Source organism: Pseudomonas sp. Xaverov 83, from assembly GCF_019352905.1.
Classification (GTDB): Bacteria; Pseudomonadota; Gammaproteobacteria; order Pseudomonadales; family Pseudomonadaceae; genus Aquipseudomonas; species Aquipseudomonas yamanorum.
Map to the genome: position 1 here is coordinate 527346 of NZ_JAAAFU010000075.1, position 21831 is coordinate 549176.

The 21831-nt window shown below is 61.3% G+C and carries 19 protein-coding genes and 1 pseudogene; 15 read left to right on the forward strand and 5 right to left on the reverse strand.

From position 1 onward, the window contains the following. Positions 1 to 418, reverse strand: a pseudogene (locus K0H47_RS23710) (phosphoglycerate dehydrogenase); the annotation flags it as partial. A gap of 204 nt (positions 419 to 622) precedes the next feature. On the opposite strand from K0H47_RS23710, the gene K0H47_RS23715 reads away from it, so the two are divergent. From K0H47_RS23715 to K0H47_RS23730, 4 genes are all read left to right on the forward strand, one after another. After that, entirely contained in the window at positions 623 to 2017 is a 1395-nt protein-coding gene (locus tag K0H47_RS23715) for an FAD-binding oxidoreductase (RefSeq protein WP_177025622.1), read from the forward strand. A gap of 22 nt (positions 2018 to 2039) precedes the next feature. Continuing rightward, on the forward strand, positions 2040 to 2705 hold the full coding sequence (locus K0H47_RS23720) for a fumarylacetoacetate hydrolase family protein (protein WP_003213842.1): 666 nt from the start codon (positions 2040 to 2042) through the stop codon (positions 2703 to 2705). A 248-nt stretch (positions 2706 to 2953) separates the two neighbouring features. Next, the gene (locus K0H47_RS23725; RefSeq protein WP_177025621.1) at positions 2954 to 3883 is read left to right on the forward strand and encodes an SdiA-regulated domain-containing protein; all 930 of its coding nucleotides are present in this window, start codon (positions 2954 to 2956) and stop codon (positions 3881 to 3883) included. Between the two features lie 117 nt (positions 3884 to 4000). After that, the gene (locus K0H47_RS23730) at positions 4001 to 4906 is read left to right on the forward strand and encodes an SdiA-regulated domain-containing protein (RefSeq protein ID WP_201142362.1); all 906 of its coding nucleotides are present in this window, start codon (positions 4001 to 4003) and stop codon (positions 4904 to 4906) included. Positions 4907 to 5039: 133 nt separating this feature from the next. Here the strand turns inward: K0H47_RS23730 and rpiA are convergent, their stop codons facing one another. Next, positions 5040 to 5711 (reverse strand): ribose-5-phosphate isomerase RpiA, encoded by a 672-nt coding sequence (gene rpiA, locus K0H47_RS23735; protein ID WP_008438935.1) that lies wholly within the window; start codon positions 5709 to 5711, stop codon positions 5040 to 5042. 136 nt (positions 5712 to 5847) lie between these two features. On the opposite strand from rpiA, the gene ilvA reads away from it, so the two are divergent. After that, complete coding sequence (gene ilvA, locus K0H47_RS23740) at positions 5848 to 7362, forward strand: threonine ammonia-lyase, biosynthetic (RefSeq protein ID WP_003213834.1); 1515 nt, start codon at positions 5848 to 5850, stop codon at positions 7360 to 7362. Positions 7363 to 7402: 40 nt separating this feature from the next. Continuing rightward, the gene (locus tag K0H47_RS23745; RefSeq protein ID WP_076013032.1) at positions 7403 to 7816 is read left to right on the forward strand and encodes a DUF2269 family protein; all 414 of its coding nucleotides are present in this window, start codon (positions 7403 to 7405) and stop codon (positions 7814 to 7816) included. Between the two features lie 112 nt (positions 7817 to 7928). On the opposite strand, the gene K0H47_RS23750 is transcribed toward K0H47_RS23745, so the two are convergent. Continuing rightward, complete coding sequence (locus K0H47_RS23750; protein ID WP_063026447.1) at positions 7929 to 8585, reverse strand: HAD family phosphatase; 657 nt, start codon at positions 8583 to 8585, stop codon at positions 7929 to 7931. A gap of 143 nt (positions 8586 to 8728) precedes the next feature. Here K0H47_RS23750 and K0H47_RS23755 point away from each other — a divergent pair, with 143 nt between their 5' ends. Together K0H47_RS23755 and ptsP are read left to right on the forward strand one after the other, a co-directional pair. After that, entirely contained in the window at positions 8729 to 9208 is a 480-nt protein-coding gene (locus tag K0H47_RS23755) for an RNA pyrophosphohydrolase (RefSeq protein WP_003176750.1), read from the forward strand. A gap of 22 nt (positions 9209 to 9230) precedes the next feature. Then, positions 9231 to 11510: a phosphoenolpyruvate--protein phosphotransferase gene (ptsP, locus tag K0H47_RS23760; protein ID WP_003213828.1), complete on the forward strand. Its 2280-nt coding sequence runs from the start codon at positions 9231 to 9233 to the stop codon at positions 11508 to 11510. 99 nt (positions 11511 to 11609) lie between these two features. On the opposite strand, the gene K0H47_RS23765 is transcribed toward ptsP, so the two are convergent. Beyond that, on the reverse strand, positions 11610 to 12356 hold the full coding sequence (locus K0H47_RS23765) for an NRDE family protein (protein WP_219273736.1): 747 nt from the start codon (positions 12354 to 12356) through the stop codon (positions 11610 to 11612). An 89-nt stretch (positions 12357 to 12445) separates the two neighbouring features. On the opposite strand from K0H47_RS23765, the gene K0H47_RS23770 reads away from it, so the two are divergent. The 3 genes from K0H47_RS23770 (at position 12446) to K0H47_RS23780 (ending at position 14992) form a co-directional block, all read left to right on the forward strand. Beyond that, positions 12446 to 13228 carry a sulfite exporter TauE/SafE family protein gene (locus tag K0H47_RS23770; RefSeq protein ID WP_017476560.1) on the forward strand — a complete coding sequence of 261 codons (783 nt, stop codon included), beginning with the start codon at positions 12446 to 12448 and terminating at the stop codon, positions 13226 to 13228. A 66-nt stretch (positions 13229 to 13294) separates the two neighbouring features. Continuing rightward, positions 13295 to 14107 (forward strand): prolipoprotein diacylglyceryl transferase, encoded by an 813-nt coding sequence (gene lgt / locus K0H47_RS23775; RefSeq protein WP_008438947.1) that lies wholly within the window; start codon positions 13295 to 13297, stop codon positions 14105 to 14107. Positions 14108 to 14158: 51 nt separating this feature from the next. After that, positions 14159 to 14992, forward strand: a complete 834-nt coding sequence (locus K0H47_RS23780) for a thymidylate synthase (RefSeq protein WP_008438950.1) — start codon at positions 14159 to 14161, stop codon at positions 14990 to 14992. Positions 14993 to 15116: 124 nt separating this feature from the next. Here K0H47_RS23780 and cadR read toward each other — a convergent pair whose 3' ends face one another. Next, positions 15117 to 15566 carry a Cd(II)/Pb(II)-responsive transcriptional regulator gene (gene cadR, locus K0H47_RS23785; protein ID WP_017476559.1) on the reverse strand — a complete coding sequence of 150 codons (450 nt, stop codon included), beginning with the start codon at positions 15564 to 15566 and terminating at the stop codon, positions 15117 to 15119. Between the two features lie 85 nt (positions 15567 to 15651). Between cadR and K0H47_RS23790 the strand changes: the two genes are divergently transcribed. The 4 genes from K0H47_RS23790 to K0H47_RS23805 all read left to right on the forward strand — a co-directional run bounded on the left by K0H47_RS23790 (position 15652) and on the right by K0H47_RS23805 (position 21817). Then, positions 15652 to 17922 carry a heavy metal translocating P-type ATPase gene (locus K0H47_RS23790; protein WP_219273737.1) on the forward strand — a complete coding sequence of 757 codons (2271 nt, stop codon included), beginning with the start codon at positions 15652 to 15654 and terminating at the stop codon, positions 17920 to 17922. Positions 17923 to 17937: 15 nt separating this feature from the next. Further along, the gene (locus K0H47_RS23795; protein ID WP_008438952.1) at positions 17938 to 18801 is read left to right on the forward strand and encodes a LysR family transcriptional regulator; all 864 of its coding nucleotides are present in this window, start codon (positions 17938 to 17940) and stop codon (positions 18799 to 18801) included. 225 nt (positions 18802 to 19026) lie between these two features. Then, complete coding sequence (locus K0H47_RS23800) at positions 19027 to 20091, forward strand: putative 2-aminoethylphosphonate ABC transporter ATP-binding protein (protein ID WP_063026458.1); 1065 nt, start codon at positions 19027 to 19029, stop codon at positions 20089 to 20091. A 1-nt stretch (position 20092) separates the two neighbouring features. Further along, positions 20093 to 21817: a putative 2-aminoethylphosphonate ABC transporter permease subunit gene (locus K0H47_RS23805; RefSeq protein ID WP_219273738.1), complete on the forward strand. Its 1725-nt coding sequence runs from the start codon at positions 20093 to 20095 to the stop codon at positions 21815 to 21817. Positions 21818 to 21831 lie beyond the last annotated feature (14 nt).

Consider the following 21831-nt stretch of genomic DNA (forward strand, 5'->3'; position numbering starts at 1 on the left):
TCCAGCCGCCACGGTGGCAGGAAGCGTTCTTCTCAGGGATACCGCGCAACAGCAGGATGGCCTCGGCCAATACCAGCTCAGCCACAGAGCGGGTGTTGGAGTACGGTGCGTTGAACACCGCGATGCCGCGCTCGCGCGCTGCGTTGAGGTCGACCTGGTTGGTGCCGATGCAGAAACAACCTACAGCGACAAGCTTCTTGGCGTGATCGAAGATCTCTTCGGTCAGCTGAGTGCGGGAGCGAATGCCGATGAAGTGCGCGTCGGCGATCTTTTCCTTGAGCTGGGCTTCCGGCAGAGAACTGGTGATGTACTCAATGCTGGAGTACCCAGCAGCCTTCAGAACGTCGACGGCCGATGGGTGGACGCCTTCCAGAAGAAGGAACTTGATCTTGCTCTTATCGAGAGAAGTCTTGCTCATCTGCGTAAACCTGTATCCCGGAGAAAAATGGCAGGGAATCGGATCACGTAAGCTGACCCGGACGGCAGGAAAGCCGTCACCGCAGAACGCCCTTGGGCACTATCCTGCGGGGGCGGTATGCTAGCATACGTGCCCCGCTAAACACCCATTCCTGCGACGTGAAGCGTTCTCAGGATGACCATGAATTGTTCGAGAGTTCTGTCGATGACCCATCCTGCCCTGATTGATGAGCTGAAGACCCTGGTTGAGCCTGGCAAGGTCCTGACCGATGCTGACTCCCTTGAGGCTTATGGCAAGGACTGGACCAAGCATTTCGCCCCGGCCCCGGTCGCCATCGTCTTCCCGAAGACCACCGAACAGGTGCAGGCCATCGTCCGTTGGGCCAATGAACACAAGGTGGCGCTGGTGCCGTCCGGTGGTCGTACCGGCCTGTCGGCTGCTGCGGTGGCAGCGAATGGCGAAGTGGTTGTGTCCTTCGACTATATGAACCAGATCCTCGACGTGAACCTCACCGACCGCACCGCCGTGTGTCAGCCGGGCGTGGTCACCAAGCAATTGCAGAACGTCGCCGAAGAAAAAGGCCTGTACTACCCGGTGGATTTCGCCTCGTCCGGTTCCAGCCAGATTGGCGGCAATATCGGCACCAATGCCGGCGGGATCAAGGTGATTCGCTACGGCATGACCCGTAACTGGGTCGCCGGCATGAAAGTCGTCACTGGTAAGGGCGACCTGCTGGAACTGAACAAAGACCTGATCAAGAACGCCACCGGCTACGACATGCGCCAGCTGTTTATCGGCGCGGAAGGCACCCTGGGGTTTGTGGTCGAAGCGACCATGCGCCTGGACCGTGCGCCGAAAAACCTCACCGCCATGGTGCTCGGCACCACCGATTTCGACTCGATCATGCCGGTGTTGCACGCCTTCCAGAGCAAGCTGGACCTGACCGCGTTCGAGTTCTTCTCCGACAAAGCCCTGGCCAAAGTCCTCGGTCGCGGCGATGTTCCGGCGCCGTTCGAGTCCGACTGCCCGTTCTACGCGCTGCTGGAATTCGAGGCGACCACCGAAGAAGTAGCCAACGACGCCCTGGCCACGTTCGAACACTGCGTGGAGCAGGGCTGGGTGCTCGACGGCGTGATGAGCCAGAGCGAAACCCAACTGCACAACCTGTGGAAGCTGCGCGAGTACATCTCCGAGACCATCTCCCACTGGACGCCGTACAAGAACGACATTTCGGTGACTGTGTCGAAAGTGCCGGCCTTCCTGAAGGAAATTGACGCGATCGTCGGCGAACACTACCCGGACTTCGAAATCGTCTGGTTCGGCCACATCGGCGACGGCAACCTGCACCTGAACATCCTCAAGCCGGAAAATCTGAGCAAGGACGAGTTCTTCGCCAAGTGCGCCACCGTCAACAGGTGGGTGTTCGAGACCGTGCAGAAGTACAACGGCTCGATCTCCGCCGAACACGGCGTGGGCATGACCAAGCGCGACTACCTGACCTACAGCCGCTCGCCGGTTGAAATCGAATACATGAAAGCAGTGAAAGCGGTGTTCGACCCGAACGGGATCATGAACCCGGGCAAGATTTTCGCTGTTTAACAGTCCCTGAAGGAGTCGGTCCATGAGCTACCAGCACAAGTATGTCGACGGCACCAATATTCACTTTCCCCTGGGGAAAGTGGTGTGCATCGGGCGTAACTACGCCGAACACGCCAAGGAACTGGATAACCCGGTGCCTACCGAGCCGCTGCTGTTTATCAAGCCAGGTAGCTGCGTGGTGGCGCTGGAAGGTGGTTTCGCCATCCCTACCGAGCGCGGTTCGGTGCACTACGAAGCGGAAATCGCCGTGTTGATCGGCAAGCCTCTGTCGGCCAAGCCGAGCCGCGAGGAAGTGCTGGACGCCATCTCCGGCTTCGCCCCGGCCCTCGACCTGACCCTGCGGGATAAACAGGCCGAGCTGAAAGCCAAGGGCCTGCCGTGGGAAATCGCCAAGTCGTTTGATGGCGCGGCAGTGATTGCCCCGTTCGTGGTCGGCAGCACGTTCCCGGACGTGACCGACATCGGCATCCGCCTGACCATCAATGGCGAAGTGCGCCAGGACGGCAACAGCGCGATCATGCTCAACCCGATCATCCCGATGATCCAGTACATGGCCGGCTGCTTCTCCCTGCAGGCCGGGGATGTGATCCTCACCGGCACACCGGCCGGCGTGGGCCCGCTGAATGTGGGTGACGAGCTGGTGCTGGAATTGCCGGGTGTGAGCCGTTTCGAAAGCAGCGTTCGCTAAATACCTGGCGAAACGCGGTTCAAAATGTGGGAGCCGGGCTTGCCCGCGATAACGGTGTGTCAGTCGCCTTAAATGTTGACTGGCCCGCCGCCATCGCGGGCAAGCCCGGCTCCCACATTGTTTTGTGTTTGCCTGGAAGCACCGGTTTTTGCATTTTTTTCACACCCCATCCGGATAATCCTCAGCCTCCTGCGCGCGGACCTTGTGATCCTGTGCTATCCCCTAAAGCTGACTTTCTGGAAAGCGTAATGGCCGTGCCTCTCCCATCCGTAAAACCCTCGTTGCGTTCACGCCTTGCCATGCGCTGGTATTCCTGGCTGTTCCTGGCCGGCGCGATCATTTACGGCGTGGTCTGGGCGATGCATTGGGATGACCGTGGCGTGCTGTGGGTGGCGGAGGGCTTCGAAACCCCGACCGAGCGCCTGGAAAGCGTCTGGCTCCCGGACTACCGCGCGGTGATCGATGCCAAGTTGTTGCCCGGCATGGAGAAGGACGAAGCCTCGGACCTCACCTACAACCCGCTGACCAAGACCCTGTTCTCGGTCATGGGCAAAAACCCGTTCCTGGTTGAATTGACCCTGCAAGGCGACGTACTGCGCAAGATGCCGCTCAACGGCTGGAACAACCCGGAAGGCGTGACCATGATGGAAAACGGCTTGATGGCCGTGGTCGATGAGCGTCAGCACAGCCTGACCATCATCAAGGTCGACCCGCAGACCCAGCAGTTGAACAAAGCCGATTTCCCGTCTTACGACCTTGGCCCGTCGAAGGACCAAAACAAAGCCTTTGAAGCCGTGACCTGGGACAAGCGCAACCAGCAACTGATCCTCGGCGAAGAGCGCCCACCGGCGCTGTTCACCTGGAAAAGCGACGGCAGCCAGACCCTCACCGGCGACAAGCAAAAGCTCGCCAGCACCGAGCTGGACATGCGCAACCTCTCAGCGCTGACCGTTGATCCGCGTACCGGCCACCTGCTGGCGTTGTCGGCGGATTCCCATCTGTTGCTGGAACTGGACGAGAAGGGCGAGCAAGTCAGCTTCATGACGTTGCTCGGCGGCTTCAATGGCTTGAAGAACACCATTCCTCGTGCCGAAGGCGTGACCATGGACGAGAGCGGCACGCTGTACATGGTCAGCGAGCCGAACCTGTTCTATCGCTTCGAGAAGCAGAAACAGTAGTTCGATTACGTCAGATTTCTCTCTATCTGCGGCATCCGCCAGACACCCGGGGCGTTTAAGTTTAAATTCAGGCGACCGTGATATTCATTCGCCAGTTTTCACTTTGAGCCCCGCCCGATGCGTCGACTTGCCCGTCCAAAGCCTGCCTTTTTCATCCTGATCCTGATCGCCCTGGTGGCTGTCGGCGTGGTCGCGCAGCAATTGCGCCTGTTCGAGCGTGCCTGGTTCAACTGGCAGTCGTGGCGTAATCCCGCCGGTGAGCACTCCATTGGCCTGGGGAATTACCAGGTGGCTTTGGAGGCGCAGGTGATCGACGGTCTCAACGATGATGTCTCGGCCCTGACCTTCGATCCGGTGCGCAACAGCCTGTTTACCGTGACCAACAAGAATGCCGAGCTGGTGGAGCTGTCCCTGGACGGCAGAATCCTGCGACGCATTGCGCTGGTGGGTTTTGGCGACGCCGAGGCTGTGGAGTACATCAGCGACAACACCTACGTCATCAGCGACGAGCGCCAGCAGCGGCTGATCAAGGTCCACGTGGATGACGACACCAAATTCCTTGATGCCGCCGACGCCGAGCAAATGACCCTCGGCGTGCACCTGGGCGGCAACAAGGGCTTCGAAGGCCTGGCCTATGACTCGGTGGGCAAGCGTTTGTTTGTGGCCAAGGAACGCGACCCGATGCTGATCTACGAGGTCCACGGCTTTCCCCATTTCAAACCGGAAAAAACCTACTCGGTGCACGTGATCAACAACCCCAAGCGCGATGCCGGATTGTTTGTGCGTGACCTGTCGAGCCTGCAATACGATGAGCGCAGCGGCCATTTGCTGGCGCTGTCGGATGAGTCATTCCTGGTGTTGGAGCTGGATATCGACGGTCGTCCCCTGAGCAGTTTGTCACTGCTCAAGGGGCGTCATGGCCTGAAGCAGCGCGTGCCTCAGGCCGAGGGGATTGCCATGGACAACGACGGCACGTTGTACATGGTCAGTGAGCCGAACTTGTTCTATGTGTTCAAGAAATGAACCCGATCCCAGCCATGGCGAAGATCGAAGGTGGGAGCTGGCTTGCCTGCGATGCAGGCGACGCGGTCTTTCAGTAGTGCCGGGGCGATGCCATCGCAGGCAAGCCAGCTCCCACACTGGGTCTGTGGTGCTTTTATGCCTTAAGGGTTTTCACGCCTTCCGGGGTGCCCAGCAGCAGTACGTCAGCCGGACGGGCCGCGAACAGGCCGTTGGTGACGACGCCGACGATGGCATTGATCTGACGCTCCAGTTCCACCGGGTTGGTGATCTGCATGTTGAACACGTCGATGATGATGTTGCCGTTGTCGGTCAGCACGCCTTCGCGGTACACCGGGTCGCCGCCCAGCTTCACCAGCTCGCGGGCCACGTGGCTGCGGGCCATCGGGATCACTTCCACCGGCAGCGGGAACGCGCCGAGGACGGGCACCAGTTTGCTGGCGTCGGCGATGCAGATGAAGGTTTTGGCCACGGCCGCGACGATCTTCTCGCGGGTCAGGGCTGCGCCGCCGCCCTTGATCAGGTTCAGGTGCGCGTCGCTTTCATCGGCGCCGTCGACGTAGAACTCCAGGTCGCTGACGGTGTTCAGCTCATATACCGGGATACCGTGGCCCTTGAGCCGCGCAGCGGTGGCTTCGGAACTGGCAACCGCGCCGTCGAACGCGCCCTTGTGCAGGGCCAGCGCATCGATAAAGCAGTTGGCGGTGGAGCCGGTGCCGACACCGACGATGCTTTTATCGTCGAGTTTAGGAAGGATTAAATCGACGGCGGCCTGGGCCACTGCCTGTTTGAGTTGATCCTGGGTCATGCGGGCTCCGGAACGGGCGGGGAGTAAAGAGGGGCGCGAGTATAACCCAACAAAACCTCGGTTTTCGTGTGGTCGCCCGGCCAAACGCTGGGTTAGACTCCTTGGCCCTGCCCAACCCGCCCAGTGATGCTTTCCGATGCTTGAACAGTACGTCAAAAAGATCCTCACCTCGCGCGTTTACGACGTTGCCGTAGAAACCCCGCTGCAGACCGCCCGCCAGCTCTCCGAGCGCCTGGGCAACAAGGTCTGGCTCAAGCGCGAAGACTTGCAGCCGGTGTTCTCGTTCAAGATTCGCGGTGCCTACAACAAGCTGACCCAATTGAGTGCCGAAGAACGGGCGCGCGGTGTGGTCACCGCTTCAGCGGGCAACCACGCCCAGGGCCTGGCCCTGGCGGCCAAGGTGCTGGGGGTCAAGGCCACCATCGTGATGCCCAAGACCACCCCCGAAATCAAGGTCGAAGGCGTGCGCTCCCGTGGCGGCAAAGTGGTGTTGCACGGGGATTCGTTCCCGGAAGCGCTGGCGTATTCGCTGAAGCTGGTCGACGAAAAGGGCTATGTCTACATTCACCCCTACGATGATCCGCACACCATTGCCGGGCAGGGCACCGTGGCAATGGAGATCCTGCGCCAGCACCCGGGGCCGCTGGACGCGATTTTCGTCCCGGTGGGCGGCGGTGGCCTGATCGCGGGTATCGCGGCCTACGTGAAATACCTGCGGCCTGAAATCAAGATCATTGGCGTCGAGCCGGACGACTCCAACTGCCTGCAAGCCGCCATGGCGGCGGGCGAGCGCGTGGTCCTGCCGACCGTGGGCATCTTCGCCGACGGCGTGGCGGTGGCGCAGATCGGCCAGCACACCTTCGACATCTGCAAGGACTACGTGGATGAAGTGATCACCGTCAGCACCGATGAAATCTGCGCGGCGATCAAGGACATCTACGACGACACCCGCTCCATCACGGAGCCGGCTGGCGCCCTGGGCGTGGCGGGCATCAAGAAGTACGTCGAGACCCGTGGCATCACCGGGCAAACCCTGGTGGCCATCGATTCCGGGGCCAACGTCAACTTCGACCGCCTGCGCCATGTGGCCGAGCGCGCCGAGCTGGGTGAAGGCCGCGAAGCCATCATCGCCGTGACCATCCCCGAGAAGCCGGGCAGCTTCAAGGCCTTCTGCGAGGCCGTGGGCAAGCGCCAGATCACCGAATTCAACTACCGCTACCACTCCGGCCGCGAGGCGCACATTTTTGTCGGCGTGCAGACCCACCCGGAAAACGACCCGCGCAGCGCACTGATCGCCAGCCTCACCAGCCAGGGTTTCCCGGTGCTGGACCTGACGGAAAACGAACTGGCCAAGCTGCACATCCGCCATATGGTCGGCGGCCATGCGGCACACGTCAGCGACGAAGTGGTGTTCCGCTTCGAATTCCCGGAACGTCCGGGGGCGCTGTTCAACTTCCTCAACAAATTGGGCGGGCGCTGGAATATCTCGATGTTCCACTATCGCAACCACGGTGCTGCCGATGGGCGCGTGGTGGCGGGCCTGCAAGTGCCGGCGGACGAGCGCCACCTGGTGCCGGCGGCGCTGGAAGCCATTGGCTACCCGTACTGGGATGAAAGTGATAACCCGGCCTACCAACTGTTCCTCGGTTGAGCGACTACGCTGACTGAGCGGCCTACAAGGAATCGAGAACATGGAAACGCTGACCACCCTTAAAGTTATCCACATCGCGGCCACGGTGTTGCTGCTGCTCAGCGGTGTCGCGCTGGCGGTGCTGGCCTGGCGCAAGCGCAGTGCGGGGCCGGCCTATACCGTGCAGCGGCCTTGGGTGTTTGTGTGGCTGTTGATGGGAATTTGCGTGGTGAGCATGCCGTTCACTGGCTGGTGGCTGGCGCACCTGATCGGCTGGCCGCTGGGGCAAACCTGGATTCTGGGTTCAAGCGTGATCTACACCGTGGCGGCGCTGAGCTGGTTCTGGCTGGTGGCGCGGCTTAATCGACTGCGGTTGGGCGGGGCGGGGAGTGTGAACTTCACCGTGGCGCTGGCGGTTGTGAGCCTGGTGGGGTTTGTGGCGATTGCCGGGTTGATGGGTGCCAAACCCGTTTAAGACTTGAAACCGGGTCGCCTTCATTCGCGAGCAAGCCCGCTCCCACATTCGACTGCATTCCAAAGATGGAACTCGATCAAATGTGGGAGCGGGCTTGCTCGCGAAAGCGTTATCAGCTGCGCAGAGTAATTACCGGCCAACCACGCTTCTCAGCCTCAGCCCGCAGATTAGGATCCGGATCCACTGCCACTGCATGCGTCACCTGCTCCAACAGCGGCAGGTCATTCATCGAATCGCTATAGAAGTAACTGTCCTCCAGGCTAAACCCGGTCTCTTCCAACCAACGATTCAAGCGCGTCACCTTGCCCTCCCGGAAGCACGGTACATCGGTGCTGCGTCCGGTGTAGCGGCCGTTTTCCATCTCGCATTCGGTGGCGATCAGGGTTTCCACGCCCAGGCGTGCGGCAATTGGCGCGGTGACGAAACGGTTGGTGGCGGTGATGATCACCAGCTTGTCGCCCGCTGCCCGGTGCTTGGCCAGCAATTCAACCGCCTGGGGCAGCATGATCGGCTCGATGCAGTCGCGCATGTAGTCACGGTGCCACTCATCCAACTGGGCCATCTCGGTGCGGCCGAGGATTTCCAGGCAGAAGTTCAGGTACTCGGCGTTATCCAGCGTGCCGGCCAGGTAATCCTGGTAAAACTCATCGTTGCGGGCCTTGTAGGCCACGGCGTCGAGAATTCCGCGTTCACAGAGGTAATCGCCCCAGGCGTGATCGCTGTCACCCCCCAAAAGCGTGTTGTCCAAGTCGAATAAAGCCAGGCGCATTGCAGTTACTCGCTGAAAAGTCTGTAAAAAGGCGTCCAGAATACGGTCTTTTCACAAGAGTGCACATAAGGTAAGCAGCCTCGTTGCCGCTGTATCAATCTTTGTGGAACAATGCGGTGACATGCGTTTGCGAGGTTGTTGCCGTGATCGACCCCGATGGTTTCCGTCCTAATGTCGGGATTATTCTTACGAATGATGCCGGACAGGTGCTATGGGCTCGCCGTATCAACCAAGATGCCTGGCAGTTTCCTCAAGGCGGAATCAACCCCGACGAAACCCCTGAAGACGCCTTGTACCGTGAGTTGAACGAAGAAGTAGGCCTTGAACGTGAAGATGTGCAAATTCTGGCCTGCACACGAGGCTGGTTGCGCTATCGTTTGCCGCAACGTCTGGTGCGTACCCACAGCCAACCGCTGTGCATCGGCCAGAAACAGAAATGGTTTCTCCTGCGCCTGATCTCCAACGAGCAGCGGGTGCGGATGGATTTGACCGGTAAACCGGAGTTCGATGGCTGGCGCTGGGTCAGTTATTGGTATCCGTTGGGCCAGGTGGTGACATTCAAGCGCGAGGTTTATCGTCGCGCTCTTAAAGAGCTTGCCCCGCGCCTTTTAGCGCGCGACTGACGACGGAGTTCGACCCCGAGCCATGCTCAATACGCTGCGCAAGATCGTCCAGGAAGTTAACTCCGCCAAGGATCTCAAGGCGGCGTTGGGGATTATTGTGTTGCGCGTCAAGGAAGCCATGGGCAGCCAGGTCTGCTCGGTTTACCTGCTGGACCCCGAGACCAACCGTTTTGTCCTGATGGCCACCGAGGGCTTGAACAAGCGCTCCATCGGCAAGGTCAGCATGGCGCCCAATGAGGGTCTGGTGGGGCTGGTGGGGACGCGTGAAGAACCCCTGAACCTCGAAAACGCTGCCGATCACCCGCGTTATCGCTACTTTGCCGAAACCGGCGAAGAGCGCTATGCCTCGTTCCTCGGTGCACCGATCATTCACCACCGCCGCGTTGTCGGCGTGTTGGTTATCCAGCAGAAAGAACGCCGCCAGTTCGACGAGGGTGAAGAAGCCTTCCTCGTGACCATGAGCGCGCAGCTCGCCGGGGTTATCGCCCACGCCGAGGCCACCGGTTCGATTCGCGGCCTGGGGCGCCAGGGCAAGGGTATCCAGGAAGCCAAGTTCGTCGGCGTACCGGGTTCGCCGGGCGCTGCCGTCGGTACAGCGGTGGTCATGCTGCCGCCGGCCGACCTGGACGTGGTGCCGGACAAGACCGTCACCGACATCGACGCTGAAATCATCCTGTTCAAGACCGCCCTCGAAGGCGTACGCAATGACATGCGCACCCTGTCGACCAAGCTGGCCACCCAGCTGCGGCCTGAAGAGCGGGCGTTGTTCGATGTGTACCTGATGATGCTTGACGACGCGTCCCTGGGCAGCGAAGTCAAGGACGTGATCAAGACCGGCCAGTGGGCCCAGGGCGCGCTGCGCCAAGTGGTCACCGATCACGTCAACCGTTTTGAACTGATGGACGACGCCTACCTGCGCGAACGCGCCTCGGACGTGAAAGACCTCGGTCGCCGCCTGCTGGCCTACCTGCAGGAAGAACGCTCGACCACCCTGGTGTACCCCGATAACACCATCCTGATCAGTGAAGAACTGACCGCCACCATGCTCGGCGAAGTGCCGGAAGGCAAACTGGTGGGCCTGGTCTCGGTATTGGGTTCGGGTAACTCCCACGTCGCGATCCTGGCCCGGGCCATGGGCATTCCGACGGTGATGGGCCTGGTGGACCTGCCGTATTCCAAGGTCGACGGCATCGAAATGATCGTCGACGGCTACCACGGCGAGGTCTACACCAACCCCAGCGAAGTGCTGCGCAAGCAATACGCTGAAGTGGTGGAAGAAGAACGCCAGCTGTCCCAGGGCCTCGACGCCCTGCGGGAACTGCCGTGCGTGACCCTCGACGGCCACCGTGTACCGCTGCTGGTCAACACCGGCCTGCTGGCGGACGTGGCACGTGCACAACAGCGCGGCGCTGAAGGTGTCGGGCTGTACCGCACCGAAGTGCCGTTCATGATCAACCAACGTTTTCCGAGTGAGAAGGAGCAGCTGGCGATTTATCGCGAGCAACTGTCCGCCTTCCATCCGTTACCGGTGACCATGCGCAGCCTGGACATTGGCGGCGACAAGTCACTGTCGTATTTCCCCATCAAGGAAGACAACCCCTTCCTTGGCTGGCGAGGTATTCGCGTTACCCTCGACCATCCTGAAATCTTCCTCGTCCAGACCCGCGCCATGCTCAAGGCCAGCGAAGGCCTGAACAACCTGCGCATTCTGCTCCCGATGATCTCCGGCACCCACGAGCTGGAAGAGGCGCTGCACCTGATCCACCGGGCGTGGGGCGAAGTGCGCGACGAAGGCGCCGACGTGCCGATGCCGCCGATTGGCGTGATGATCGAGATTCCGGCAGCGGTGTATCAGGCCAAGGAGCTGGCGCGGCAGGTGGACTTCCTGTCGGTGGGCTCCAACGACCTGACCCAGTACCTGCTGGCCGTGGACCGCAACAACCCACGGGTGGCCGACCTTTACGACTACCTGCACCCGGCGGTGCTGCAAGCCTTGCAGAACGTGGTGCGCGACGCCCATGCCGAAGGCAAGCAAGTGAGTATCTGCGGTGAAATGGCCGGTGACCCGGCGGCGGCCGTGCTGTTGATGGCGATGGGCTTTGACAGCCTGTCGATGAACGCCACCAACTTGCCGAAGGTGAAATGGATGCTGCGCCAGATCAACCTGAGCCGGGCCAAGGAATTGCTGGCGGAGTTGATGACCATCGACAACCCGCAAGTTATCCACAGCTCGCTGCAATTGGCGCTGAAGAACCTTGGGTTGGCGCGGATGATCAATCCGGCGTCTGCAAAAAGCCTCTAAACCGAGGCGCCTTCATCGCAGGCAAGCCAGATCCCACATTTGGAATGCATTTCCCTGTGGGAGCCGGGCTTGCCCGCGATGAGGCGAGTCCAGTCACTGCTAAATTTTCAGTTCCACCTCGCCCAGCCTGCCGCCATGGGGCCCGAAACTGCGCTCCACGATATGCCGTGTCCCGTCGGCATTCACAATCAGCGCCGTGCTCGCCCGCGTCCCGTAACTGGGGCTGGCAATAAACACACTCGACAACAGGCTCTCCGTCGCCAGTCCCACGCCGGTGTCCGGCAAGTCGGCAAACGGCGCAGTCTGCGGGTCGCTCAAAATCTCCAACAAGGCCTCGGGCTGCGGATCTTCCAGCACTTGCGCCAGCGCCGCCTTGGCCTTCAACAACTTCGGCCACGGCGTATCCAGTCCCGCATTGGATAACCCATAAACCCCTGTTTCCAGGCGCGTTGGCGCAGACTCCTTGGCGTTGTAATGCCAAAGCTCGTCCCGTGTGCCGACCAACAGGTTAAACCCGGCATATTCAATGGATCTGCCATTAACGTCGGCCAAATAGTCGTCAATCGACAGCGAACCACCGAGAAACCGCGCCACCAATTCGCCCCGCGACTTGCGCGCCGGCGGCTGGTGCGGGTCACGAATATTGGTCAGCGCCGCAAAGCGCCCATCTGCGCCAACTCCCAGCCAGGTCCCGCCGGCTTCCTGGTCGCGCCCGGCGTAAACATGGGGCGCATCCAGCCACTGGGCCAACGGCAGACTGGGCCGGGCATAAAACTCATCACGGTTGGCCGCGACGATCAGCGGCAGGGCGTGGCCCGGCCGCCAGGCAAAAACAATCAGGCACATAAGGCAATCCCTTTGTGTTTTGCCCACTCTACCCATAGAACCCTGTGCTTTGCATCCGTTAACATGCCGGTCTGTTTTCGGGGGCTCCCATGGAATTTCTGCTGTATTTGCTGCTGGGTTCCTGTGCGGGCATGCTCGCCGGGCTGTTCGGCGTGGGCGGCGGGATCATTATCGTGCCCGTGCTGGTGTTCAGCTTCACCTTGCAGGGCTTCGATCCCTCGGTGTTGACCCACCTCGCTGTCGGCACATCCCTGGCGTCTATTATCTTCACGTCGGTCAATGCGGTGCGTGAGCATCACCGGCGCGGTGCCGTGCGCTGGCCGATCTTTGTGTGGATGGCCGTGGGTATCCTGCTGGGCGCAGGCGTTGGCGCGCTGACCGCCGAGGCGATCTCCGGGCCTCATCTACAGAAGATCATCGGTGTGTTTGCCCTGGTGATCGCCTTGCAGATGACCCTGGAGCTCAAGCCCAAGGCCAGCCGTCAGGTGCCGGGAAAGCTCGGCCTGACCTTGGCGGGCGGCGTGATCGGCTGGTCGTCGGCGATTTTCGGCACCGGCGGCGGTTCGTTGACCGTGCCGTTCCTGACCTGGCGCAGCGTGCCGATGCAGCAGGCAGTGGCCACCTCGTCGGCCTGCGGCTTGCCGATCGCCCTGGCCAGTGCGTTAAGTTTCATGATTCTGGGCTGGCATGATCCGCTGCTGCCCGAGCATAGTCTCGGCTTTGTGTACTTGCCGGCGCTGCTGGGCATCGCCCTGACCAGCATGGTGGCAGCCCGCTTTGGCGCGCGCCTGGCGCATCGGTTGTCGCCGCGCTTGCTCAAGCGGCTGTTCGCCGGGCTGCTGTTTTGTGTAGGGCTGAATTTTTTGCTGTAACGCAGGCTTAATCGCGCACCGGCATGGTCCGATGCGCCATGACTATTGATTTAACGAGGAGTCGCAATGCTGCCTTACCCGCAGATCAACCCGGTGGCCGTGGCCATCGGTCCGCTGCAAATCCACTGGTACGGGTTGATGTACCTGATCGGCATCGGCGGTGCCTGGTTGCTGGCTTCCCGGCGCCTGAACCGTTTCGACCCGACCTGGACCAAGGAGAAGCTCTCCGACATGGTGTTCTGGATGTCGATGGGGGTCATCGTCGGCGGACGCCTGGGGTATGTGCTGTTCTACGACCTGCCAGCCTACATCGCCAACCCGACACTGATCTTCGAGGTGTGGAAGGGCGGCATGGCGTTCCACGGCGGGTTTGTGGGGGTGATGATCGCCGCCTGGTGGTTTGGCCGGCGTAACGGCAAGTCGTTCTTCCAGCTGATGGACTTCGTCGCACCGTTCGTGCCGATTGGCCTGGGCGCCGGGCGCATCGGTAACTTCATCAATGCCGAATTGTGGGGCAAGCCGACCGACGTGCCGTGGGCCATGGTGTTCCCGCCGTTCAGCGACCCGGCGCAATTGCCGCGTCACCCGTCGCAGCTGTACCAGTTCGCCCTGGAAGGTGTGGCGCTGTTCCTGATCCTCTATATCTTTTCGCGCAAGCCACGCCCAACCATGGCCGTGTCGGGCATGTTCGCGCTGTTCTACGGGATCTTCCGCTTTATCGTCGAGTTCGTGCGGGTGCCGGATGCGCAGCTGGGCTACCTGGCGTGGGGCTGGTTGACCATGGGTCAGATTCTCAGCCTGCCGATGATCATCGCCGGCCTGGGCCTGCTGTGGTGGGCTTACAATCGCCCGCAAGGCATCAAGAACACCGCGCTTTAAATTCGAACGCCGGGGCCCGAGGGGCCCGGCTTCAACGATACAGGTATAGACATGAAGCAATATCTCGAACTACTGAACGATGTCGTGACCAATGGCCTGACCAAGGGCGACCGCACCGGCACCGGCACCAAGGCCGTGTTTGCCCGTCAGTTTCGGCATAGCTTGGCCGACGGCTTCCCGCTGCTGACCACCAAGAAGCTTCACTTCAAAAGCATCGCCAACGAATTGATCTGGATGTTGAGTGGCAACACCAACATCAAGTGGCTGAACGAGAATGGCGTAAAGATCTGGGACGAATGGGCCACCGAAGACGGTGACCTGGGCCCGGTGTACGGCGAGCAGTGGACCGCGTGGCCAACCAAGGACGGCGGCAAGATCAACCAGATCGACTACATGGTCGAGACCCTGAAGACCAACCCCAACAGCCGCCGCATCCTGTTCCACGGCTGGAACGTCGAGTACCTGCCGGACGAGACCAAGAGCCCCCAGCAAAACGCCCGGGACGGCAAGCAAGCGCTGCCGCCTTGCCACCTGCTGTACCAGGCCTTTGTGCATGACGGACATCTGTCGATGCAGTTGTACATCCGCAGCTCCGACGTGTTCCTCGGCCTGCCGTACAACACTGCGGCCCTGGCGCTGCTGACCCATATGCTGGCCCAGCAGTGCGACCTGATCCCTCACGAGATCATCGTCACCACGGGCGACACCCATGCCTACAGCAACCATATGGAACAGATCCAGACCCAGCTGGCGCGCACGCCGAAGAAGCTGCCGGAACTGGTGATCAAGCGCAAACCAGCGTCGATCTACGATTACAAATTCGAAGACTTTGAAATCGTGGGCTATGACGCTGATCCGAGCATCAAGGCCGACGTGGCTATCTAAAAGCGATCTCGGTCCCAATGTGGGAGCGGGCTTGCTCGCGAATACGGTGTATCAGAAACACATTCAGTGGCTGACACTCCGCTTTCGCGAGCAAGCCCGCTCCCACATTTGTTTTGTGTACACATCAATGACCGTGGCTTCTGCCTACATGTGAGGGTTCAGCCTCGCTGGCCGCGACACTCCCGCTGACCTCCAGCCGCTGCAAAATCCCGCACTGATCCAGATCCGGCCCGCCGCCGCAGCGTTGGCGCAGGTCAAGCAACTGTTCCTGCAACGCCAGCAGCCCGTCGATCCTCGCCTTCACGTGGTGGATGTGCTCATCAATCAATGCATTCACGCTTTCGCACTGGTCCTGAGGACTGTCCCGCAGGCCCAGCAGGCTGCGAATTTCCTCAAGAGTCATGTCCAGACTGCGGCAGTTGCGGATAAACACCAGCCGTTCGGTGTGCGCCTGGGTGTAAAGCCGGTAATTACCGTCACTGCGCGCAGGCGGCGGCAGCAGGCCTTCTTTCTCGTAATAACGGATGGTTTCCACCTGGCAATCCGTCAATTTTGCCAATTCGCCGATCTTCATCGCAGCAATCTCCAAAAGGGTGCTTGACCCTATAGTGGCTACAGGGTCTTTACTTGGCAACAGGCACCTTTACGGACGCGACAGAATGAGCGATTCCATCCACACCCAGCACAAGCACGACCATGATCATGACCACGCGCACGATCACGGCCCCAAGCTGAAACCTGTGCAGAAGCACGACCATGGCAGCCATGGCGATTCCTGCTGTTCCAGCAAGGCCGCGCCGGCGCTGGTGAAGCTGACGGACGCCCCCACGGCGGGTTCGCGGCTGAGCACTTTCCGCATCGAAGCCATGGACTGTCCCACCGAGCAGACGCTGATCCAGAACAAACTGGGCAAGCTCGCCGGTGTGCAGCAACTGGAATTCAACCTGATCAACCGTATCCTCGGCGTGACTCACGACTTGCCGACGACCGCGCCGATCATCGACGCCATCAAGTCCTTGGGCATGCAGGCGGATCCCATCGAGGAAGGCGTTGCCCCGGCGGAACCGCCGGCGAAGAAGCACTGGTGGCCACTGGCCGTGTCCGGTGTGGGCGCGTTGGGTGCAGAAGTGCTGCACTTCACCAACGCAGCCCCGACGTGGGTGATTGCCCTGGTCGCGCTGATCTCGATCTTCAGCGGCGGCCTCACCACCTACAAAAAGGGCTGGATCGCCCTGAAGAACCTCAACCTGAACATCAACGCCCTGATGAGCATCGCCGTCACCGGCGCGATCCTGATCGGCCAGTGGCCGGAAGCCGCGATGGTGATGTTCCTGTTCACCGTGGCCGAGTTGATCGAAGCCAAGTCTCTGGACCGTGCACGTAACGCTATCAGCGGCCTGATGCAGATGACGCCGGAACAGGCCACGGTCCGTCAAGCGGACGGCAGTTGGGTTGAACAGGACGTTAAAGTTATCGAATTGGGCTCTATCGTGCGGGTTCGTCCCGGCGAGCGTATTGGCCTGGACGGTGAAGTCACCTCTGGCCAGTCCACCATCGACCAGGCGCCGATTACCGGTGAAAGCCTGCCGATTGAAAAGACTGTGGGCGATAAAGTCTTCGCCGGCACCATCAATCAGGCCGGTTCTCTGGAATACAAAGTCACTGCAGCCGCCAACAACTCCACCCTGGCGCGGATCATCCACGCCGTGGAACAGGCCCAGGGCGCCCGCGCGCCTACCCAGCGGTTTGTCGACACCTTCGCCAAGGTCTACACCCCGGCGGTGTTCATCTTTGCCTTGGGCGTGGCGTTGATCCCGCCGCTGTTCATGGGCGGCGTGTGGTTTGAATGGGTTTACCGCGCGCTGGTGCTGCTGGTGGTCGCGTGCCCATGTGCACTGGTGATTTCCACTCCGGTGACCATCGTCAGCGGCCTGGCCGCCGCGGCGCGCAAAGGGATCCTGATCAAGGGCGGCGTGTACCTGGAGGGCGGTTACAAGCTCGACTACCTGACCCTCGACAAGACCGGCACCATCACCCACGGCAAACCGGTGCAAACCGATTACCTGGCGCTGTTCCCGAACATGGAAGGCAGCGCGCCGGCCCTGGCCGCCAGTCTGGCCGGGCGTTCCGATCACCCGGTGTCCCTGGCCATCGCCAACGCGGCTGTGGATAAGAATCTCGCCGTTCACACGGTGGATAACTTCGAGGCCCTGACCGGTCGCGGTGTGAAGGGTGAAATCAATGGCGAGGTCTACTACCTGGGCAACCACCGCCTGGTGGAAGAGCTGAACCTGTGCTCGCCGGCCCTGGAGAAGAAGCTCTTCGCCCTGGAAAAACAAGGCAAGTCCGTGGTCCTGTTGCTGGACAAATCCGGCCCGCTGGCGCTGTTCGCCGTGGCCGACACCGTGAAAGACACCAGCCGCGAAGCCATCCAGCAGCTGCACGACCTGGGCATCAAGACCCTGATGCTGACCGGCGACAACACTCATACGGCCAAGGCGATTGCTGATCAGGTCGGCATCGACCAGGCTCAGGGCGACCTGTTGCCTACCGACAAGCTGCAGGCCATCGAAGCGCTCTACGCCAAGGGCCACCGGGTGGGCATGGTCGGCGACGGTATCAATGACGCCCCGGCCCTGGCCCGTTCCGAGATCGGGTTTGCCATGGCTGCGGCCGGTACCGACACCGCCATCGAGACCGCCGACGTGGCCCTGATGGATGATGACCTGCGCAAGATTCCGGCATTCATTCGGCTGTCGCGGCAAACGTCGAGTATCCTCAAGCAGAACATCGCTCTGGCCTTGGTGATCAAGGCGATCTTCCTCGCGGTGACCTTCCTTGGGATGGCCACCATGTGGATGGCGGTGTTCGCCGACATGGGCGTGAGCCTGCTGGTGGTATTCAATGGTCTGCGCCTGCTGCGCAAATAGTCGAGAGAGGGTGGTGTGCTGAGTGCCGAGCTGAAGGCGTTTTACATGGTCGCCCGCCTGGGCAGTATTACCCAGGCGGCGAAAAAGCTCGGGCTGAGCCAGCCCACGGTGACCACCCAGATTCGTCACCTGGAAAGCCAGTACTCGGTGGAGTTGTTCTACCGCGGCGGGCGCCGCCTGACCGTCAGTGACGAAGGCGCGCGGCTGTTGCCGATGGTCAAGGCGCTGCTGCAGCAGGAAGCGGACATCGAGTTTTTCCTGCGCAACAGTGGCCAGGTACAAGGGGCCTTGAGGATTGCCGCGACGGCACCTTATTACATCCTCGACCTGGTCAAAACCTTCCGCGAGCGGCTGCCACAGGTCGAGGTCTCAGTGGAGATCGGCAATTCCCAACAGGTGCTGGAAGCGCTGGATGACTACCGCGTCGACGTTGCCGCCTCGTCCCAACTGCTTGAAGACCCACGCCTGATCCGCCGGGTGCTGGGCATGGACCCGCTGGTGTTGGCGGTGCATCGCAATCATCCGCTCGCGGTGCTTGAACATGTACCGCTGACCGCGCTGGCCGGGCACACTTTGCTGATGCGCGAGCCGGGGTCGACCACCCGTCGGTTAACCGAGGAGATGTTGCAGGGCGCCGGTGTGAGTTACGGGCCGTTGCTGGAGATCGGCAGTCGGGAATCGATCCGTGAGGCGGTGTTGCGCAATATCGGCATCAGCATCATTGCCCGCCAGGAAGTGCCCCATGACCCGCAATTGCGCGTGCTGACCATCGAGAATGCGCCGCAGATTCCCGAGTATTTGTACTGCCTCAAAGAGCGAAAGGGCGCCCGGTTGCCGGCGGCTTTCCTGGGGTTGGCGCAGGAAATGTCCCCTCTCTGATCGTTCCCACGCTCTGCGTGGGAACGCCGGCCTGGACGCTCCGCGTCCGCTCTTAAGGTCGTGACGCGGAGCGTCACAGGATGTATTCCCACGCAGAGCGTAGGAACAATCTGTTGGCACAACCCAAATCCACCAATACCACTATCGCCACGTTTTGCCTTTCTGCCACAAGAGGGACGCATTGCCTGCCTAGGATGACCTTCATCAGTTTGATGAGGTGCCTCCATGAACACAGCCATGACCAACCCCGGCGCGCCAATGAAGGTGCGCGGTGTGCAGAAACGCTTCGGCGCCTTTACCGCGCTGGATAACGTGTCCCTGGATGTCGCCGCCGGCGAACTGGTGTGCCTGCTGGGCCCGTCGGGCTGCGGCAAGACCACCTTGCTGCGCTGCATCGCCGGCCTGGAACGCCAGGACAGCGGCGAGTTGTACCTCGGCGACCGCGACGTTTCCCTGCTGGCACCCCAGGCCCGGGACTACGGCATTCTGTTCCAGTCCTACGCGCTGTTTCCCAATCTCACCGTCGAAGCGAACATCGGCTACGGCCTCACCGGCAGTGGCCGCGATGAAGTGCGCAAGCGCGTCGGGCAGATGCTGGAACTCGTAGGCCTGGTGGGCAGCGAAAAGAAATTCCCCGGCCAACTCTCCGGCGGCCAACAGCAGCGCGTTGCCCTGGCCCGCGCCCTGGCGCCGGCGCCGTCCTTGTTGTTGCTGGACGAACCCATGTCGGCCCTCGACGCCCGGGTTCGCGAGCATCTGTGCACCGAGCTGCGCCAACTGCAACGCCGCCTGGGCATTACCACCCTGATGGTCACCCACAACCAGGACGAGGCCATGCTGATGGCCGACCGCATTGCCGTGATGAACAACGGCAAGGTCGAGCAATACGCCACGCCCCAGGAAATCTACGACCGCCCGGCCACGCCGTTCGTGGCTGAGTTCGTCGGCCAGGGCAACTGGCTGCCGTTCAGCCGCAACAGCGCCAGCCACGCCCAGGTCGGCGGGATGAATATGCGCCTGGCGGAAAACTCCGGTGCCGCAAAATCGGGCCGTCTGTTCTGCCGCCCGGAAGCCATCAGCGTCAACCCGCCGGTGCATGAAGAAAACCTGTTCCCGGCCAAGGTCCGCGAGATCACCTTCCTCGGCAACCGCTGCCGCATGAGCTTTGAGCTGGACCAACTGCCCGGCCATCCGCTGCTGGCCGAACTGGCCCCGGAAGCCATGCCGCGCCTCGGCGCCCAGGACATTTGGGTCGCGCTGCCCCCGCGCAGCCTGCAGGTGTTTGCCTGAGATGGCCCGCGATATGACTCTGCCGATACCCGATAACGTGGCTCGTCAGGTTTCCCGTGCCGAAGTCGGCGACCGTATTTTTGTGGTCGGCGGCAAGCTGCTCTGGCTGTGTTTGCTGGGCGTCGCGGTACTGCTGCCGCTGCTGGCCATCTTCTGGCGCGGCTTCAGCAGTGAAGCCGGGCAGGGCGGTGGCCTGGTGGCGGCGCGGGAACTGGTCACCAGCGACAACTTCCACTGGTTGCTGGGTAACAGCCTGAAGGTTTCCGGCAGCGTGGCGGCCATCGTCGTACCGTTGGCCTACCTGTTTGCCTACGCCCTGCAACGCACGTTGATTCCGGGCAAGGCGATCTGGCGTGGCATGTCGCTGCTGCCGTTGATGGCACCGTCGATGCTGCCCGGGATTGCGCTGGTCTACCTGTTCGGTAACCAGGGTATGCTGCGCGGGCTGCTGTCGGACAACATCTATGGCTTCTGGGGCATCGTCCTCGGTGAAGTGATCTACACCTTTCCCCATGCGTTGATGATTTTGTTGTCGGCGCTTTCCCTGGCGGATGCACGACTGTTTGACGCCGCATCGAGCATGGGCGCCAGCCCGTCCCGAGCGTTTCGCAGCATCACCTGGCCGGCGACGCGCCAGGCTGTCTTCGCCGCATTTTGCCTGGTGTTCACCTTGACCATCACTGACTTCGGCGTGCCCGTGGTAGTCGGCGGCGATTATCAAGTGCTGGCGCTGGAAGCCTACAAAGCTGTGGTCGGGCAGCAACAATTCGGCCGCGGCGCCTTGATCGGCATGGTCCTGCTGCTGCCGGCACTGTTCAGTTTTGGTGTCGACGCCTGGCTACGCCGTCGCCACGGCGACTCCATGAGCGGCCGCGCTCAAGTGTTCCAGCCCGCGCCGTCGAAACTGCGAGATGGCTGCTACCTGGCCATCGTCCTGCTGATCTGCGCGATCCTGTTGCTGGTGTTTGGCATGGCGGTCTACTCGTCGCTGGTGAAGTTCTGGCCCTACAACCTGTCGCTGTCGCTGGCCCACTACCAGTTCGAGGACACGGCCGGCGGCGGTTGGCTGGCCTATCGCAACAGCATCACCATGGCTCTGTGCACTGCATTGATCGGCAGTGTGCTGATCTTTACCGGCGCCTACCTGATGGAAAAGACCAAGGGCCAGAAGGGCCTGAACCTGGCGCTGCGCATGCTCAGCTTCGTGCCGATGGCGGTGCCAGGGTTGGTGCTGGGCCTGGGCTACGTGTTCTTTTTCAACCTCAACGGCAACCCGCTGCATGTGCTCTACGGCACCATGACGCTGCTGGTGGTGTGCACCATTGCTCACTATTTGACCACCGCACAAATGACCGCCACCACGGCCCTGCGTCAGTTGGACGCCGAGTTCGAAGCCGCCGCATTGTCCCTCAAGGCGCCGCTGTACCGGCATTACCTGCGGGTCACCGTGCCGATCTGCTTGCCGGCGCTGCTGGACATCGTGCGCTACCTGTTCGTCTCGGCGATGACCACCGTCTCCGCCGCGATCTTCCTCTACAGCCCCGACACCATCCTCGCGGCAGTTGCCGTGCTGAACATGGACGACGCCGGCAACGTCGGCGGCGCGGCGGCCATGTCGACCCTGATTCTGTTCACCTCGGCGGGCGTGTCCTTGCTGCTGGCGTGGGCCTCACGCGGCTTGTTGCGCCGCTCCCAGGCCTGGCGCCAAACCGCGCCCGGTCAATAAATCATCCATAAAGG

Bases quoted from the DNA above. Each gene is read 5' to 3' on its own strand.
- K0H47_RS23715 (WP_177025622.1), top strand. From the start codon at position 623: ATGACCCATCCTGCCCTGATTGATGAGCTGAAGACCCTGGTTGAGCCT.
- K0H47_RS23770 (WP_017476560.1), top strand. From the start codon at position 12,446: ATGGAATTTCTGCTGTATTTGCTGCTGGGTTCCTGTGCGGGCATGCTC.
- K0H47_RS23750 (WP_063026447.1), bottom strand. From the start codon at position 8,585: ATGCGCCTGGCTTTATTCGACTTGGACAACACGCTTTTGGGGGGTGAC.
- ptsP (WP_003213828.1), top strand. From the start codon at position 9,231: ATGCTCAATACGCTGCGCAAGATCGTCCAGGAAGTTAACTCCGCCAAG.
- K0H47_RS23805 (WP_219273738.1), top strand. From the start codon at position 20,093: ATGGCCCGCGATATGACTCTGCCGATACCCGATAACGTGGCTCGTCAG.
- K0H47_RS23730 (WP_201142362.1), top strand. From the start codon at position 4,001: ATGCGTCGACTTGCCCGTCCAAAGCCTGCCTTTTTCATCCTGATCCTG.
- K0H47_RS23765 (WP_219273736.1), bottom strand. From the start codon at position 12,356: ATGTGCCTGATTGTTTTTGCCTGGCGGCCGGGCCACGCCCTGCCGCTG.
- K0H47_RS23780 (WP_008438950.1), top strand. From the start codon at position 14,159: ATGAAGCAATATCTCGAACTACTGAACGATGTCGTGACCAATGGCCTG.
- K0H47_RS23800 (WP_063026458.1), top strand. From the start codon at position 19,027: ATGAACACAGCCATGACCAACCCCGGCGCGCCAATGAAGGTGCGCGGT.
- K0H47_RS23725 (WP_177025621.1), top strand. From the start codon at position 2,954: ATGGCCGTGCCTCTCCCATCCGTAAAACCCTCGTTGCGTTCACGCCTT.
- K0H47_RS23720 (WP_003213842.1), top strand. From the start codon at position 2,040: ATGAGCTACCAGCACAAGTATGTCGACGGCACCAATATTCACTTTCCC.
- K0H47_RS23745 (WP_076013032.1), top strand. From the start codon at position 7,403: ATGGAAACGCTGACCACCCTTAAAGTTATCCACATCGCGGCCACGGTG.
- lgt (WP_008438947.1), top strand. From the start codon at position 13,295: ATGCTGCCTTACCCGCAGATCAACCCGGTGGCCGTGGCCATCGGTCCG.
- rpiA (WP_008438935.1), bottom strand. From the start codon at position 5,711: ATGACCCAGGATCAACTCAAACAGGCAGTGGCCCAGGCCGCCGTCGAT.
- ilvA (WP_003213834.1), top strand. From the start codon at position 5,848: ATGCTTGAACAGTACGTCAAAAAGATCCTCACCTCGCGCGTTTACGAC.
- K0H47_RS23790 (WP_219273737.1), top strand. From the start codon at position 15,652: ATGAGCGATTCCATCCACACCCAGCACAAGCACGACCATGATCATGAC.
- cadR (WP_017476559.1), bottom strand. From the start codon at position 15,566: ATGAAGATCGGCGAATTGGCAAAATTGACGGATTGCCAGGTGGAAACC.